Annotated in this window: 14 protein-coding genes; 11 read left to right on the plus strand and 3 right to left on the minus strand. The window is 61.3% G+C overall.

Annotated features, from left to right (window positions below):
* The coding region (locus tag WB650_RS11580; protein WP_423960552.1) for an ATP-binding cassette domain-containing protein at window positions 1-644 on the minus strand (644 nt) is incomplete at its 3' end.
* Window positions 645-742: 98 nt separating this feature from the next.
* Here WB650_RS11580 and WB650_RS11585 point away from each other — a divergent pair.
* From WB650_RS11585 to WB650_RS11595, 3 genes are all read left to right on the plus strand, one after another.
* Window positions 743-4,672 carry a PIN domain-containing protein gene (locus WB650_RS11585; RefSeq protein WP_423960554.1) on the plus strand — a complete coding sequence of 1,310 codons (3,930 nt, stop codon included), beginning with the start codon at window positions 743-745 and terminating at the stop codon, window positions 4,670-4,672.
* Window positions 4,673-4,793: 121 nt separating this feature from the next.
* The gene (locus tag WB650_RS11590; RefSeq protein WP_423960555.1) at window positions 4,794-5,135 is read left to right on the plus strand and encodes a hypothetical protein; all 342 of its coding nucleotides are present in this window, start codon (window positions 4,794-4,796) and stop codon (window positions 5,133-5,135) included.
* Window positions 5,136-5,184: 49 nt separating this feature from the next.
* Window positions 5,185-6,543, plus strand: coding sequence for an NRAMP family divalent metal transporter (locus tag WB650_RS11595; protein ID WP_422307624.1), 1,359 nt, complete (start codon window positions 5,185-5,187; stop codon window positions 6,541-6,543).
* 7 nt (window positions 6,544-6,550) lie between these two features.
* Here the strand turns inward: WB650_RS11595 and WB650_RS11600 are convergent, their stop codons facing one another.
* Entirely contained in the window at window positions 6,551-7,420 is an 870-nt protein-coding gene (locus WB650_RS11600) for an alpha/beta fold hydrolase (RefSeq protein WP_422307622.1), read from the minus strand.
* 104 nt (window positions 7,421-7,524) lie between these two features.
* Between WB650_RS11600 and WB650_RS11605 the strand changes: the two genes are divergently transcribed.
* Window positions 7,525-8,310 carry an SDR family NAD(P)-dependent oxidoreductase gene (locus WB650_RS11605; protein WP_422307620.1) on the plus strand — a complete coding sequence of 262 codons (786 nt, stop codon included), beginning with the start codon at window positions 7,525-7,527 and terminating at the stop codon, window positions 8,308-8,310.
* A gap of 203 nt (window positions 8,311-8,513) precedes the next feature.
* Window positions 8,514-8,864, plus strand: coding sequence for a PKD domain-containing protein (locus WB650_RS11610; protein ID WP_423960558.1), 351 nt, complete (start codon window positions 8,514-8,516; stop codon window positions 8,862-8,864).
* Between the two features lie 8 nt (window positions 8,865-8,872).
* Here the strand turns inward: WB650_RS11610 and WB650_RS11615 are convergent, their stop codons facing one another.
* The gene (locus WB650_RS11615; RefSeq protein WP_422307616.1) at window positions 8,873-9,565 is read right to left on the minus strand and encodes a carbonic anhydrase; all 693 of its coding nucleotides are present in this window, start codon (window positions 9,563-9,565) and stop codon (window positions 8,873-8,875) included.
* Between the two features lie 263 nt (window positions 9,566-9,828).
* Between WB650_RS11615 and WB650_RS11620 the strand changes: the two genes are divergently transcribed.
* From WB650_RS11620 to WB650_RS11645, 6 genes are all read left to right on the plus strand, one after another.
* The gene (locus tag WB650_RS11620) at window positions 9,829-11,238 is read left to right on the plus strand and encodes a dihydrolipoyl dehydrogenase family protein (protein WP_422307614.1); all 1,410 of its coding nucleotides are present in this window, start codon (window positions 9,829-9,831) and stop codon (window positions 11,236-11,238) included.
* 115 nt (window positions 11,239-11,353) lie between these two features.
* Window positions 11,354-11,857 carry a tetratricopeptide repeat protein gene (locus tag WB650_RS11625; protein WP_422307612.1) on the plus strand — a complete coding sequence of 168 codons (504 nt, stop codon included), beginning with the start codon at window positions 11,354-11,356 and terminating at the stop codon, window positions 11,855-11,857.
* Between the two features lie 172 nt (window positions 11,858-12,029).
* A complete protein-coding gene (locus tag WB650_RS11630; RefSeq protein WP_423960561.1) occupies window positions 12,030-13,136 on the plus strand; it encodes a catalase family peroxidase in 1,107 nt (368 codons plus the stop codon).
* An 8-nt stretch (window positions 13,137-13,144) separates the two neighbouring features.
* A complete protein-coding gene (locus WB650_RS11635) occupies window positions 13,145-13,690 on the plus strand; it encodes a cytochrome b (RefSeq protein WP_422307608.1) in 546 nt (181 codons plus the stop codon).
* 143 nt (window positions 13,691-13,833) lie between these two features.
* Complete coding sequence (gene pfkA, locus WB650_RS11640; protein ID WP_422307606.1) at window positions 13,834-14,850, plus strand: 6-phosphofructokinase; 1,017 nt, start codon at window positions 13,834-13,836, stop codon at window positions 14,848-14,850.
* A 361-nt stretch (window positions 14,851-15,211) separates the two neighbouring features.
* Window positions 15,212-15,673 carry a hypothetical protein gene (locus tag WB650_RS11645; RefSeq protein ID WP_423960563.1) on the plus strand — a complete coding sequence of 154 codons (462 nt, stop codon included), beginning with the start codon at window positions 15,212-15,214 and terminating at the stop codon, window positions 15,671-15,673.
* The last annotated feature ends 28 nt before the right edge of the window (window positions 15,674-15,701 follow it).

Consider the following 15,701-nt stretch of genomic DNA (forward strand, 5'->3'; position numbering starts at 1 on the left):
CCGCCCTGGTAGGCGACGAGGTAATCCTCGAGCCAGTTGCGCGCCTCGATGTCGAGATGGTTGGTCGGCTCGTCGAGCATCATGAAGTCGGGCGCATCGAGCAGGAGTTTCGCGAGCGCGATGCGCATCCGGATGCCGCCGGAAAATTCGCAGACGTCGCGCGAGAGATCTTCTTCGGTGAAACCCAACCCGAACAGCACCGAAGTGGCGCGGCTCTCGGCGCTGTAAAAATCGTGATGCTCGAGCTCGGTCAGCACCTCGCCCAATTCCTCGAGCGCGGCGTCGTGCGTCGGCCCCGAATGCTCGTGCGCGAGAATTTGCTCGACTTCCTTGCGCCGCGCGTCGAGCGCCTGCATCCGGTCGAGCGCCGACAGCGTCTCACGCAGCACCGAGCGCCCGCCCATTTCGGGAGCGTCCTGCGCCAGGTATCCGACGCGGGTGCGCTGCGGACGTGCGATTCTGCCCGAGTCGAGCGGCAACACTTCCGCGATCATCTTGAGCAGCGTTGACTTACCGGCGCCGTTCAGTCCGACCAGTCCGACGCGTCCGTCGTCGGCCATCGACCAACTGACGCCGTCGAGGATCTTGCGGCCCCCGTAGGACTTGGAAAGGTTGTCGAGACTAAGCATGGTTAAAAAAGTCATCTTATCAGCGCCGATTACGTGCTGAAAGCGACCCTCGCGCGCCGTGATGTTGGAGGGGCTTCCTTGGTTCCCGACATTGTGTTAGGAAATGTTACACTATGGCAAAATTCGCTCCCGGTTATCCACTGCCCAGAAGTGCCGACGAGTTCGAAAGACTCTGTCTGAAGCTTCTGCGGCGTCATTGGCAGCTCCCTCAGCTCGAGCGATTCCGCGACCCGGGTCGCGCCGAAAAAGGGATCAACCTGATCGAGATCAGCGGCCGTCCGCGACTCGCCGCGGTCAAGTGCGATCTACGCACGTCGCGAAGTGAGTTGACGATTGCCGAGATCAAGGACGCTGTGGACCGGGCCGCGAGCCTGAAGCTTCCAATCGGACGCTTCGTGATCGCGACCACGGCCGCCAAGCCCGACGGCTTGCAGCGCTCCTTGTTCGATCTCAACCGCGCGAACCGCAAGGACGGCATCTCGGCGATCGAGGTTCTGACGTGGGACGATATTGAGGAGCTGCTCGACGAGTATCCTCAAATTCTCACCGACTTCGGAACCGCGGCCAAGCGCCAGGCGTTGACGCGCGCCGATGCGGTGGTTCATCTCGAGGCACGATGCGAGCCCGCGGCGGCGGGACCTTCAGACGCACTGGGGGAGGAGATCTCGGCCGCCGCGGCATTTCTCGAGAGCCATCAATATCAGCTAGCGCGCCTGGCACTGCTTCGACTGCGCGAGCAGAAGTGGAGCCAGCTCTCAAACATGCACAAGTTCCGGGTGCTCTCGTACCTCGGCGCCGCATGGCTGAAGGAAGGCGAGCCGCGCAAATCTGCGATGCTGTTCATCGCGGCGAAATCGCTGCAGCCTGAAGAAGAGAACGCGTGCACCAACGAGGCGCTCGCGCACGAGCTGCTGGGTGAGCGCGAGCGTGCGTTTGCGTTGGCGGACAAGCTGCGGATGCAGTTTCCGTCGAGCGGCCGCGCGGTTGCGCTGTGGCTCAACAACGCGCCGAAGTCGTATGACGCCCGCACGCTGGAAGAAAACGTCGCGCCCGAGCTCTCATCGGATCCGGAAGTTGCGGTGGTGATGGCGCGCCGCGCGCTGCTCGACGCGCACTTTGATCGCGCCGAGCGTTATGCGCGCCTGGCCAGCGCCGCGTTGCCGAATAATTCGATCCCATGGCTGGTGCTCGGACAGGCGATTTTGCTCAATGAGCTGGAAATGGCCGGCGAGGGATCGAGCGATACGCCCGCGCCAAATGACGAGGGCCGCGTACGCGAGGCCGAAACCTGCTTCACGCAGGCGCTCACGCTCGCACAGACGGAGCATCAGGCATCGAGCGAAGTGCAGGCGTTGATCGGACGCGCGCAGGCACGAATCGCGCTGCGCGACACCGACGGTGCGGGCAAGGATATCGAACAGGCGCATAGCCTCGAGCGCGAGGACGCCAATGGGCTGTGCGAGTACGGAATCGTGCTGCGATCGCGCGGCAGCCTGAGCGAGGCGATCGAAGTGTTGCGGCGCGCCGCGGCAGTGGGTGGTCGCGACGACATCGACTATCATCTCGCGGTCACGCTCCGCGAGCGCGACGAACCCGGCGATTTGCAGGAGGCGACCGAGCTGCTGATGCGATCGATCTCGCGGCCGGACGCGATACCTGCGGGCGATTTTCCGTTCGCAGTGGCAGCCTCAGTCGAAGCGCTCGCGACCGCAGAGCGCTATCACGACGCCGACGCGCTGTTGTCCTCGATTCCCGAAGGGCGCCTGCCCGCGGTCACGATGCGAACGCTGCGCGCAAATCTCAGATTGGCGCAGGGCAAATTCGATCAGGCCTCGAAGCTTGCCGACGAGGCTCTGTCCGGGCTGACGCCCGACATCGGCGCCGACAACCGGCGCAAGCTGGCCGCGCTGCTCCATGATTTGGGGCGCTATCGCGACGCGCTGCCGCTATGGCAAATGCTCGCGCCGGCCGGCACCGCGGGTACGGACACGCGCCGACTGCTTGATTGCGCCAGCCGTCTAGGCCGCGAGGACATCGTCAACGACATTTCGCGCCAGCTGCATCCAGAGAAAGCCGTGGATGCGGGCTCGGTCGCCGAACAGCTCGACAAACTCGAACGCAACGATCCGGAGGCCGCGCTGGCCCAGCTCCAGGAGATGCTCGGTGCGCATCCTGAAGACCGTGTGCTGAAGCTGCGGCGATCGATCGTCGCGGCTCGCGTCGGCAAGGTGGATTTGGTTGTCGCCGATCCGAATGCGATGCCGCCGGCGCGGGAAATTCCACCGGCACTCGGCCGCGCCGCCGTGCAGTTCATGCGCGACGGTGGCCGCGCCAACGAGGCCCTCGCGTACGCGTACGAATTGTTGCGGCGTCAAGGTGGCAGCGTCGATGCGCATCGCGCGTATCTCGCCGCGCTCGGACCGGTCGGTCCGATGCCGCACGTGCCCGACTATGAGATGGCCGGGTCCGGCTGCGCGCTCAGTTTTCTCGAAGAGGGTTCCAACACCGAGAAATGGATTCTGCTCGAGGACGCCAACGACGCCGATGAAGCGCTCGACGAGTACGGCCCCCAGCATCCGATGACCAAGGCGGTCAAGGGCAAGAAGGCCGGCGAGAAATTCCAGCTCCCCGAGGGCCGCTTCAGCCGTCGTCAGGCGAGCGTCAAGCAGATGATCAGCAAGTACGCCTACCGCTACATGGACGTGCTTATCAACTGGCAGGCGCGTTTCCCCGGCCAGGCCGAAATTGAAATGAGCTACGTGCGTGGCGCCGCGATTCCGTGGAGCGAAATGAATGACAGCTTCGATTCATTGTTCGAAGCGAGTCACGGAAATGGTAACGGGAACGGCAACGGCAACGGCGTGGCGAACGGCAAAGCCAATGGCGTCGCGAACGGCCACGGCAACGGGACAGCCAATGGCAAACGCGACGACGCGCTCAAGCAGGCCGAGCGCACGTACGCCGACAACTCGATTCCGATCCATGCGGTGGCGGAACGGCTCAACCTCAACGATCTGCAGACAGTGTTTATCCTGGCGCAGCGCCCCGAGGCTCCGCTGAAGTGCTGCACCGGATCGCCGGAAGAGCTCGAAGCGGCTCTGGGAGCTTTCGAGCGCGCGAACGCGGTGGTGCTCGATCTGACCGCGATCGCAACCTTGTGCATGCTTGGACGGTTGAGCCTGCTGCCGACCTGGCCGCGTCAGTTCGTGATCTCGCAGTCCACGCTCGCCGAACTTCGGCGCCTGGCGTTCGAGGATACTCTCCTGCGCCTGCCGCCCGGATTCTCCGCATCGATCAGCAGCAACGCCAACGACGGCAAGCGCGCCGACGTTCAGTTGAAGGGGCTCGCCGATGCGTTGCAGTCGGTGTGCCGCGTGCGCGACGGCGCGGTGCTTGCCTCGATCGATCCTGAACGCCGAGAACGGCTGGTGAAATTCTTCGGCCGTCACGGCGCCGAGAGCATCGTGATCGCTTCGATGCCGGGGCATGTGCTTTGGACCGACGACATGATCCTCGCCGATCTCGCCAAGACTGAGTTCGGGGTGCGACGCGTGTGGACCGAGGCTGCGCTGCAAGCGCGCGCGCAGGCGGGCAATCTCGATCCCGCTGAATTGGCGACGGCCAGCACCAAGCTTGCGGGATGGGGCTATTCGTTCACGACCCCGAGCATCGAGACGCTGATGCGCGCGGGCTCGGTCGCGGTGTGGAATCCCGATCAGTTCCCGCTGAAGCAGGCCCTCGATCAGTTCGCGTCGGATTCGATGAACATGTCGGATGCGGTGCGCTTGGCGGCGGAGTTGATCGTCAAGATGTACAACGACCAATATCTGCGCGGGCAGCGCCGGACGGTTACGTCGCGGCTGCTCGACCGGCTTGCGATGCGCGCCGGCGGTCGCGACGCGATCGAGACGCTGCCGCGTTCGTTGCCGATTCGCTTTGGACTGGACTTGATTCGGGCACGTGAGCTAAGTGACGTCGTGCGGGGATGGACTGCTTCCCAGGGTGAGGGACAGCAGACTGAGCGCCTGATGGCCGGTCGCTGATCTGGGACGCCGGCGGATCCGGTAGTGGGTGGTTGCCCACTACCGTTGATCTCGGCGCGTCGTGTTAGCCTTCGCGATCGAGTAGAATCGCAGCGGGCTACGGCCACAGGAGGAACGCACGATGGCGGCAATCGCGGAAGGGGACCGGATCGTCCTCATCGATCGCAGGCTCTTCAAGGACGATAACACCCGGATTTTCGTGGGAATCGTCGAGACCACCGAGGGCGTCCTGATTCGCGCCCGCGGCTTTGTCTTTCATGTAAGCTCTTACGAGGTCGCCGGCCAGGAACGCCGCGGCGAAGAGCGCGTGCGCGTGTTCTCGATGGGCAGCGGGGACATCGTGTACCTGCTTCCGCAAGGACAGGACATTTCGCGGCTGATGCTCAAGCGATCGCCCAAGTCGATGACGCTGAGCGACGGGCAATACGCGATGGACCTGAGCGACTTCCTGCTCCGCGCATAAGATTCGGCTCAAATATGGCTTCTCGCTAGACTTATCGTAGTCGGCGAGAATGGCAAAAGAAGCTAGCAGTGGCGCACGTCGCGCCGCATCGGAAAAATCGAGAAGGCCCTGGCTCTCGCGACTTTCCATCTACCTCAAGGCGTTAGGTCCTGGAATCGTCACCGGTGCTGCCGACGACGATCCGAGCGGCATCGCCACCTATTCGCAAATCGGCGCTCAGTTCGGATTCGCGTTGTTGTGGACGATGCTGTTCAGCTACCCGCTGATGGCGGTGATACAGGAAATCAGCGCGTGGATTGGGCGAGTAACCGGTGTAGGTATCGCCGGCAACATCCGGCGTCACTACTCAGCCGGCATTCTCTACCCTCTCATAGGACTTCTGTTGATTGCCAACGTCATCAACCTGGGTGCCGATCTGGGTGCAATGGGAAGCGCGCTGCAATTGGCTATAGGTGGACCGGCACTCTTATATACTGTCGGCTTTGGAGTGATTTCTGTCATAGGAGCGGTCGCACTGCCCTATAAGCAGTATGCTGAGTACCTGAAGTGGACGACGCTGGTATTGTTCGTGTACGCCGCTACTGCTCTTATAGTCAAATTCCCCTTGATTCCTGTGATGCTAGGGACTTTCATCCCATCGATTACTTTTTCGAATAGCTATTGGACCGCGCTGACTGCGGTGTTTGGGACCACGATAAGTCCCTATCTTTTCTTCTGGCAGGCTTCGGTCGAAGTGGAGGAGCAACGGGCCGCGCCGCATGAGAAGCCGCTCAAGCACGCGCCCCGCCAGGCGCCGGCGCAACTTGATCGGATGCGAGGCGATACCTATCTCGGGATGGCGTTTTCCAACATCATCGCCTTCTTCATCATCCTCGATACCGCCGCAGTGCTGCACGCTCACGGCATCACCGACATTGAGACGGGAGCGCAAGCGGCAGAAGCGCTGCGGCCACTTGCGGGCGAATTGGCGTTCCTGCTTTTCAGCATAGGTATTATAGGAACCGGGTTGATTGCTATTCCTGTACTCGCAGGTTCTTCAGCCTATGCCCTAGGCGAAGCTCTCAAGTGGCCGATAGGACTCGAACGTCAGCTGGAGCGGGCGAAGGGGTTCTACGGAATCCTGGCCGTGGCGACCTTGATCGGAGTCGCGCTCAATTTTATAGGACTGAATCCTATCAAGGCACTGTTCTGGAGTGCGGTGATTAACGGCGTAGCGGCGGTTCCTATTATGGTCACAATGATGCTGATGACCGACAACAAAAAAATCACGGGCGGGCTAAGACTACCCACCCTTCAGCGGGTTGTAGGATGGATAGCCACCGTCGTCATGTTCGCAGTCGCCGCCAGCATGATCGCGACAATGTTGTGGAACGCTTGGCCTGGCGCCGACAAAATTCCGGGTCATTGAGCGATAGCTACAGCTTCTCGACGAATTCGATGATCGCTGCCGCGGTATCGCCAGGATTGTCCAGCGGCACGTGATGGAACGCGCGCGGAATCTCCTTCAGCACCGATCCCCGGATCTTCCGATGCATCGCCTTGACGTGCGACGGACTCACTAACCCGCTCTGATCGCCGCGCAGCAGGAGGGTCGGCATCTTTATCTGCCTGATCTTCGGCCGAGTCATCTTGATGCCATGCTTGCGCCACGCGCGCGTTTCCGGATCGAAGCGAAAAGCCCACGTACCGTTGGGCAGTTGTTCGGCGCCATGAAGTGCGAGCCGCTCGATCTCCAGCCGAGTCAGGGTTGTCTCCGGCGGCTGCAGTCGAAATTTCTTGATGATGTCGGCGGCCGAGCGCAGCTCCGGACGCACTCCTCCATGCGAACGTCGGCGCCATCGCCACATCAGGCGGCGAAACAGCGGCGGCGGTCCGTGCGGAGCATCGACGATTATCAACGCTTCGAGCAGTTCGGGATGCGTGACCGCGACCCACTGCGCGACCGCGCCACCCATCGAGTGCCCAACCAGGATCACGCGCGTGCCGAGGCTTTCGATCAACCCGCGAACGTCCTTCAAATACGAGGGCGGACCGTAGGCGCCGTCTTGCGCCCATTGGCTGCGGCCATGCCCGCGAAAATCCAGCGCGAGCACGCGACCAAAAGGCGTCAGCAGGGGCGCGACGCCGTCCCACCAGTGCGCATGCGCCGCGCCGCCATGCAGCAGAACGAAAGTGTGTTTGTCGGGATCGCCGCCCCAATCCAGATAGTGAAGCTTGAGTCCTTCGACCTCGACGTACCGATGGGTCGGCTCCGATAGATCGGTAGCCGCTTGCTGTTGTGCCATAACCTGCGATTCTATTCGACGCGGAACGATGAGCATAGATTTTCATGCGCGCCTCGTCGTGCTAACAACCGCAGAACGATAGAGATTGCGAAGGAGTTTTTTTGATGGCTCTGAGACTCGAAAACAAAAATGCATTGATTACCGGCGGAGCGAGCGGTATCGGACGTGCGACCGCGATTCGATTTGCGGAAGAAGGCGCCAACGTCTTCGTCGCCGACCGCCATCTCGCCGCCGCCGAGGAGACCGCTGCCGCCGTCAAAAAACTGGGGCGTAAGGCTATCGCACACCAGGTCGATACCAGCGACGAGGCGCAAGTCAATGCGATGGTCGCGCAGATGGTGAAGGATCTCGGCAGCGTCAATATCGTGGTCGCCGCGGCCGGAATCTCGCACGCCCACTACGGCGAAGAAGGACAGCCTGACATCACGTTTCTCAGCAACAAGTCCTTCGCCAACTGGCGCAAGGTCTTGAGCGTCAACCTCGACGGCGTGTTCCTGACCGACCGTGCATGCGCGCAGGCAATGATCGAAGCGGGCAACGGCGGACGTATCATAAATATAGCGTCAGCCGCCGCGCGACTGCCGACTCCCGGCGTTGGCGAGTATTCTGTCAGCAAGGCCGGCGTGTGGATGCTGACGCGGGTGCTCGCGACCGAGTTGGCGCCGTTCAATATCACTGCCAACGCAATCGGCCCCGGTTTCATCAAGACTCCGATGACAGCGCAGCTGCAAGACATGCCCAACATGACTCAGTTGATGGATCGGGTGCCGATGAAGAAGATGGGCGAGCCGCTCGACGTCGCCAACACCGCCTTGTTCCTCGCCAGCGAGGAAGGGCGGTACTACACCGGCTCGATCCTGCACCCCGACGGCGGCATCGTCATGCAGTGAGCTCGATTTGCGACGATTTGATTGCGAAGTTGGTCGCTCCTTTTTTGTGTCATCCTGAGCGTAGCGAAGGATCTCGCGCGTTAGCGCGTTTGCGCGCAGGCGCCGGACGCCGGAGCGTCCGTCGAGATTCTTCCCCTTTGGCTTCGCTCAGGGCTTCGGCTCAATCACGGCAGCTTTCGCTCAGAATTACAGTATCGCTGTTGATGCTCGTCGGCTCGGCCACGTCCGCATTCGCGCAGGCAGCGACCGCGACGCCTACGCCCATGATGATGCCGACGATTCCACAGATTCAGCTTCAAACGGTGCCCGCTTACGGTCCGGCTCCGCTGACTGTCGGCTTCTTTGTCTCGAGCCTCAATCCGGAGGCCGCGCCGCTGGCGAGCTATGTCTGGAACTTCGGCGACGGCCAGGTCTCGATGATACCGCCGACCGCGCTGTTTCACACCTACACGAATCCCGGCAGCTATGTGGTCAACCTGACTGCGACCGATACCGACGGTCATCAGGCGGCGGCGTTCGCAGCCGTAATCGTGACGCAACCCGCCGCGCAGTAACCAATAAATTAGTCCTTAAGCATCTCGATCGTACCGGTGTCGAGATCGTAGATGCCGCCGACGATCTTCAAGTCGCCCGATTTGACCATCGCCGATAGTTCTTCCGACGTGGCGAGGTTCTTCATCACCAGCTCAACGTTTTCGCGCACCGCATTTTCGATTGGATCGCCGGGCATGCCTTTGGATGCAGCCACCGCCGGTCTCAACTCGCTCAGCATCGGGCCGACGTCCTGATCTGCAGTGCCTTCATGACCTTCGACCGCGGCAATCACCGCGCCGCATCGACGATGCCCCAGCACCATCACGACCCGCACGCCCAGATGCTTGACCGAGTAGTCGAGGCTTTCGATCACGACCTTGTCGGCGACATTGCCCGCGACGCGGACCGTGAAGATATCGCCGAGCCCGCGGTCGAAAATAATTTCGGGAGGCGTGCGCGAATCGGCGCATGCGAGCACGGCGGCGAACGGATGTTGTCCCTTGGCCACTTCGGCGCGACGTTCCGGCGTCTGGTTGGGATGTTCAAGCTTGCCGGCGACGAATCGCTGGTTGCCGTCGAGCAAAAGTTTCAGAGCTTCAGCGGGAGGCATGGTTGGTGCGCTGATCGCGGCTGTCACGGCATGGGTTGCGATCACCAATAGCGCGACGAGCGCCAGCATCATGGAAATACTCGCGAGAACTTTTCTTTTTCGAATCACCATTGTGTCTCCCCAACTGTTTTGTGGCCATTAATCCCTCGCACTTCACGATTGACATACTCTGACTCGGGCGCGAAAATTTTACCTGCTTCGGCATCGGCACACCGGTCCGCGTGCGCATTCAAAGGAGTAATCGAATGTTTCGCACGACAGAAGAGATAAGCACTCGCTCATCGCAGATCCAATCCTCGCGCTCCTAGTAACTATCCGTTTCAGGCAGCTTCTTCGATACCTACAATTTCCGTACTGCTTAAGGAGTCAGACCGATGTCCAATATTGAAAAGTTTGAGAACCTGGTTATCGGTAGCGGAGGGGCGGGCAAGTTTGTTGCGTGGACGATGGCCGGTGCCGGTCATCGCACCGCGGTGGTCGAACGTTGGTTGCTCGGCGGTGCGTGTCCCAACGTTGCCTGTCTCCCCAGCAAGAACATCATCTACTCCGCCAAGGTCATCTCGCTCGCCAGGCGGGGCGCGGAATTCGGTCTCAAAACCGAGTCGTTGAGCGTCGACATGCAGACCGTTCAGCGGCGCAAGCGGCTGATGGTCGAAGGGCTGCGTCAGATGCACGCCGATCGCACCAAGGCCAGCGGCGCGGAACTCATCATGGGCAATGCGCGATTCGTCGGACCACGAACGGTTGAAATCGATCTCAAAAGCGGCGGCAAGAGATCCGTCTCCGCCGATCGCGTGTTCCTCGATCTCGGTTCACGCGCGGCTATGCCCGAAATTCCGGGACTGAAAGCCGCGAACCCGATGACTCATGTCGAGGTTCTGGACCTCGAGCGATTGCCCCAACATCTGGTTGTGATGGGCGGCGGATACGTTGGGCTTGAACTGTCGCAGGCGATGCGCCGGCTGGGATCGAAAGTGACTGTCATCGAGGCCGGCCCGCAACTCGCCAGTCACGAAGATCCTGATGTGGGCGAGGTGCTGCGCGATATGTTCGTTGATGAAGGAATCGAGGTGTTAACTGGAACCGAAGTTCGGCAGGTTGATGGACGTTCGGGCGATCGGGTTCGAGTCCATGCGGACAACGCGAATGGCAAACGCACTATCGAAGGTACCGACCTGCTGATTGCGACCGGGCGGAAGGCGAACACCGATGGAATAGATCTGGAGCTGACCGGCGTCCAACTCGACGCGCATGGCTATATCAAGGTCAACGAGCAGCTTCAGACCACCAGCGATAATATCTGGGCGATGGGCGATTGCGCGGGCAGCCCGATGTTCACGCACGTCGCCTTCGACGACTTCCGCGTCGTTTACGACAACCTGAACGGCGGCAATCGAACCACGAAGAATCGCCTCATCCCGTTCTGCATGTTTACCGATCCCGAACTGGCGCGAGTGGGCCGAAATGAGTCCGAGGCGCGGCGTGACGGGATCGAATATCGGCTGGCCAAGATGCCGATGGCCGAAGTGCTCCGGACCCGAACCGTGTCAGAACCGCGGGGCCTGATGAAGATGCTGATCGCGAAGGATAGCGACGAGATCCTCGGCTTTACCGCGCTGGGATTCGAAGCGAGCGAGCAGATGGCGGCGGCTCAGACCGCGATGATTGGGCGCATGCCCTACACGATGCTGCGCGATGCGATCTTTACTCATCCGACAATGTCCGAGGGCTTTAACGAGCTGCTGGCGGCCGTTCCAGCCAGGGGCACGGCAATGTCAGCGTGAAGCGAAGGCGTGTCGCTCACCGCCGCCGGAGTTGACACCGCGTTTCTATTCGCCAGTATTGTTGGCGATGCGACATAGATACAGCGCCCGCACAATTTCGACGTCGGTGACAAATTTGGCCAGACCAATTCTTGCGGCACTCGCACTCGGCATGTTCGCGCTCATCGGCTCGGGATGCATGGGCGATCAAATCGATGCCACCAACAAGCTGGTTCAACAGCAACAGGAACAGCTCGAGCATCAGCAACAGGAACTCGAGGCTCTCCAGGCGAATCAGAATCAAAACTACACACCGGGAGTCGCGAGCGCCCCTCGGGGCGGATGCGACAAGGATGTCGAGACAACAGCGACCCATCGCGGTGGCGACAAGTTTGCCGCCGGCGATTTCAACAAAGCGCTCGGGTATTACCAGGATGCGCTGATGGCTTGCCCCAACGATGAACGGGCGGAGGTCAACGTCGCGCGCAGCTACGAGGCGCTCGGCAACAAAGTCGCCGCCATCAACCTCTACCGAAAGGTGGCCGACACCGACAGCGGCACCAACAGCGCTACCGTCAGCGACGCCCAGGATGAAGCCAAGGCCGCGCTCTTGCGCCTGCAAGCCACGCGCATGCCCTGATCCCGAGCGCCTCTCACTGGTGCAGGGATGGCTTGCTCCACGGCTTGGAATGGGGCTATGAAAAAAACAGTTGGAGCGTCAAAACGGAAATTCCGGATAAAGCGGAAATTCCGGCTACGGTCGTCCCGGTTTGTAACATGTTGATCGGTAAGCAGGCATTGGAGAGATGGCAATGCCAAGCGACGCGACCCCATCGGGGGAAAATCAACCAGCTCCCCTGAGCGTATCCAGCAAACGGGCGCGATTGGCGGGCATCGGCGTTGTCATCCTATGCGTCGTCGCAGGGTTTCTCTATTTGGGCGGCTGGTTCAATCCGCATGAACTAACACCTGCGCGGTTCGTCAACGGTTTTGAAGAGGTTTTCGGAATCCACTCCGGTTTCCGTCGCAATCATGCCAAAGGCATGTGCGTCACCGGGTACTTCGACAGCAATGGCCAAGGAGCGCGCCTCTCTAAGGCCGTTGTGTTCCAAACCGGCCGCGTGCCGGTCATCGGCCGCTTCTCGCTACCCGGTGGCAACCCCTTTGTGTCCGACAGCCCGGCGTCCGTGCGCGGAATGGGACTCGACTTCACTGCAGGCAATGGGGAAGAGTGGCGGACGGCAATGGTTGATATCCCCGTGTTCGCGGTCAGCACCGCTCAGGGATTCTACGACCAACTGCTGGCGTCGAAGCCGGACCCGGCGACGGGCAAGCCGGATCCCGAAAAGCTGAAGGCATTTTTCGCCGCCCATCCTGAGAGTGCGCGAGCTCTAACGATCATCAAAGCCAAACCATTTTCCACGGGATTCGACAACAGCACCTTCAACGGTCTCAATGCGTTCCGTTTCATCGACGCGGACGACGTCTCGACGCCGGTTCGATGGTCGATGGTGCCGGCGGATGCGTTTAAGCCTGAAGACACGTCTCAGTCCGCCAATCCCGACAAAAACTATCTCTTCGACGACTTCATCGCGCGGATTCATAGCGGGCCCGTGCAGTGGCGGCTGATCCTCACGGTTGGACAACCCGGCGACCCTACCGACGACGCGACGCTCCCCTGGCCGGAAGATCGAGAGCACGTCGACGCGGGTACGCTGACGCTCGACCAAGTTGAGGCCGAGGCGCCTGGAAACTGTCGCGACATCAACTTCGATCCGTTGGTGTTGCCGGTCGGCATTGCACCGTCCGACGATCCTCTGCTCAGCGCTCGATCGGCGGTTTATTCGCAGTCGTTTACGAGACGAGCGGGCGAGAAGAAAGAGCCGAGCGCGATCACGCCTTCGGATGTGCAAAAGTGAGCATCAGGATGACGACGAACCCGCAGCAATTCCCGGTTTCCATGCGGTTTTTTCACTGGCTGGTGGCCGCGATGGTGCTGACCATGCTCGGCATTGGTGTTGCCATGGTCGCGTCGCTCGCCGACTACCATCCGCTAGTATCAATCCATCGCCCGCTAGGGATCCTGATCCTGATTCTGGTGGTGATCCGGTTTGTGAACCGGCAGTTCAGCACCATGCCTCCTTTTCCTGCGACGATGTCGTCGCAGGAGCGTTTCATTGCACACGAGTCGGAAATCTTGCTGTACACGTTGCTTTTTGTGCAGCCTCTGGTCGGCTGGGGGATGTTGTCCGCGGCGCGCTATCCGATCGTGTTGTATGGGTCGCTGCATCTTTTCCCGATTCTTCCGCATAGCGTGATGCTGTACGCGGCATTGCGGAAGGCGCACACGGTTCTCGCCTATCTCTTATTTCTCGCGTTCATCGCCCATTTTGGAGCTGTTCTGTTTCACACGCTGATTCTGCGTGATCGGTTGTTCAGCCGCATGGCGCCTTATAGAGTCCCCGCGCGCTAGCGAGTTTCTGCATTAAGGTACTTTCATCGCCAGTTTCTTAAGTGGGGTTGAGTTCCGCTGGATACGAGCACGACGCCGGGTTGGTTCTGCGCAGCGCGCTCGTTAGATTCAAAGGAGGGGCATGCGCGACACTCCCCATCCCCATGGACGGCAGTGGCAATAACGAAACTCCTGAGCTGACAGGCTCGCGACCGCGTCGAATCGCGATTCTTACCGCCGGCGGCGACGCGCCCGGGATGAACGCCGCGATTCGCGCGGTGGTCCGCAGCGCAGCGGTGGCAGGAGTCGAGGTGATCGGCTTCCGGCGCGGCTACGAGGGCCTCATCCGCGACCTTGCCGAGCCGCTCAGCGGCCGATCGGTCGCCAACATGATTCAGCGCGGCGGCACCTTCCTCGAGACTTCGCGATCGCCCGAGTTCCGCACGCCCGCCGCCCGCGGCCTCGCGGCCCGCAACCTGAAGCGTCATCAGATCGAGGCACTCATAGTGGTCGGCGGCGAGGGCTCGATGATCGGTGCGACGCTGTTCGGCACCGAGACCGGCGTTCCGGTCTTCGTCATCCCGGCGTCGATCGACAACGACATCCCCGGCACCGACTACTCGATTGGCTTCGACACCGCGGTCAACACTGCGCTCGAGGCTATCGACCGCATCCGCGACACTGCGTTCGCATACGAACGCGTCTTCTGCGTCGAGGTGATGGGCCGCGACTCGGGCTTTATCGCAATCGCGGTTGCGCTCGGCGGCGGCGCGGAAGCCGTCATCGTCCCCGAAATCCCGTTCAGCCTCGACAACATTTGCGACCGGGTCGAGGACAGCCATCGCCGCGGCAAACGATCGACCATCGTCGTGGTCTCGGAGGGCCCGCGCACCGGAGGCGTAATCCCGGTCGCCGAGGCTCTGACCGCCCGGCTCGGGATGCAGGCGCGGGTGGTGGTTCTCGGCCACGTCCAGCGCGGCGGAGCGCCAACGGCCAGAGACCGGCTGCTGGCGAGCAGGATGGGCGCGGGCGCGGTTAGCGCTATCCTCGACGGCGCCGGTCCCTCGTTGATTGGCGAGGAGCGGGGCGCAATCGTGCGCGTCCCCCTTGGCGACGTCGCCAACCGTCGCCGCCCTCTGGACCCGTCGCTAATCGAACTGGTCCATCAGCTCTCGACCTGACCCCGAAGCCGTTTCCCCCTCAACAAACACTGCGCGTTCCGCGTTCCCCCTTTCCATTCTGGAAAGGGGGTTAGGGGGTTAGGACGGCCGCACGAAATCTTTCATTCCGGTCCCCCTTCCCACAATGGGAAGGGGTTAGGGGTTAGGTTCTCCGCATCGCCGCCATTTCACTCCCGGAATAATCCGCACGCCCCCGCAGTCCGTATTTCCAGATAGCTGGAACACGAAGTTGGGAACCAATAACGCCACTCGATGGTTAACAGGGCGCATGGGGTCCGTCTCATCGCGGTCCGATGAGGGTTCGTTCGGGGGCATTCCGGATTCGCTCCCGGGGACACAAGCGCCCCAGCAGGTTTTGCAGATGTCTGAAGGCTTCCAGCTGAGTTTCGATACCGCGGTCGAGCACTTCGTCGGCCTCAACCAGATTCTTCCCAGCCAATACTACGACGTTTCCGGCGGCCATCGCCTGACCGGAGAGCAGCGCCTAATGCTCGCTCTGCTGGCCGACGCGATCAACGTCTACCAGCAAGGAGTCGTGTCGCGAAATACTCGCAAGCGCCTGCTCTTCATCGACGCCGAGCGTTGGATCTCGGCGAGCGCGCGATGCCGCCACGCATTCAGCTTCGACACGGTGTGCGACGCGCTGGAGATCAACGCGAGCATGCTGAGGCGCCGGATGATGGCGTGGAAGCATGAACTCCGCCGCAACGTCGAGATTCGAGCCGGCACGCCTCATCTGCGGCTGAAGATCACGCCGCGCAGTAAGCATCTGAGCCAGCGCCGGCGCCGCAGCCGTACCCAAATCACGTCCCCCGCATTTTAAGCCTTCCCTCGCAGCGCCCCCTCTGGCG

The organism is Binatus sp. (SeqCode) (assembly GCF_049584895.1).
Taxonomy (GTDB): Bacteria; Desulfobacterota; Binatia; order Binatales; family Binataceae; genus Binatus.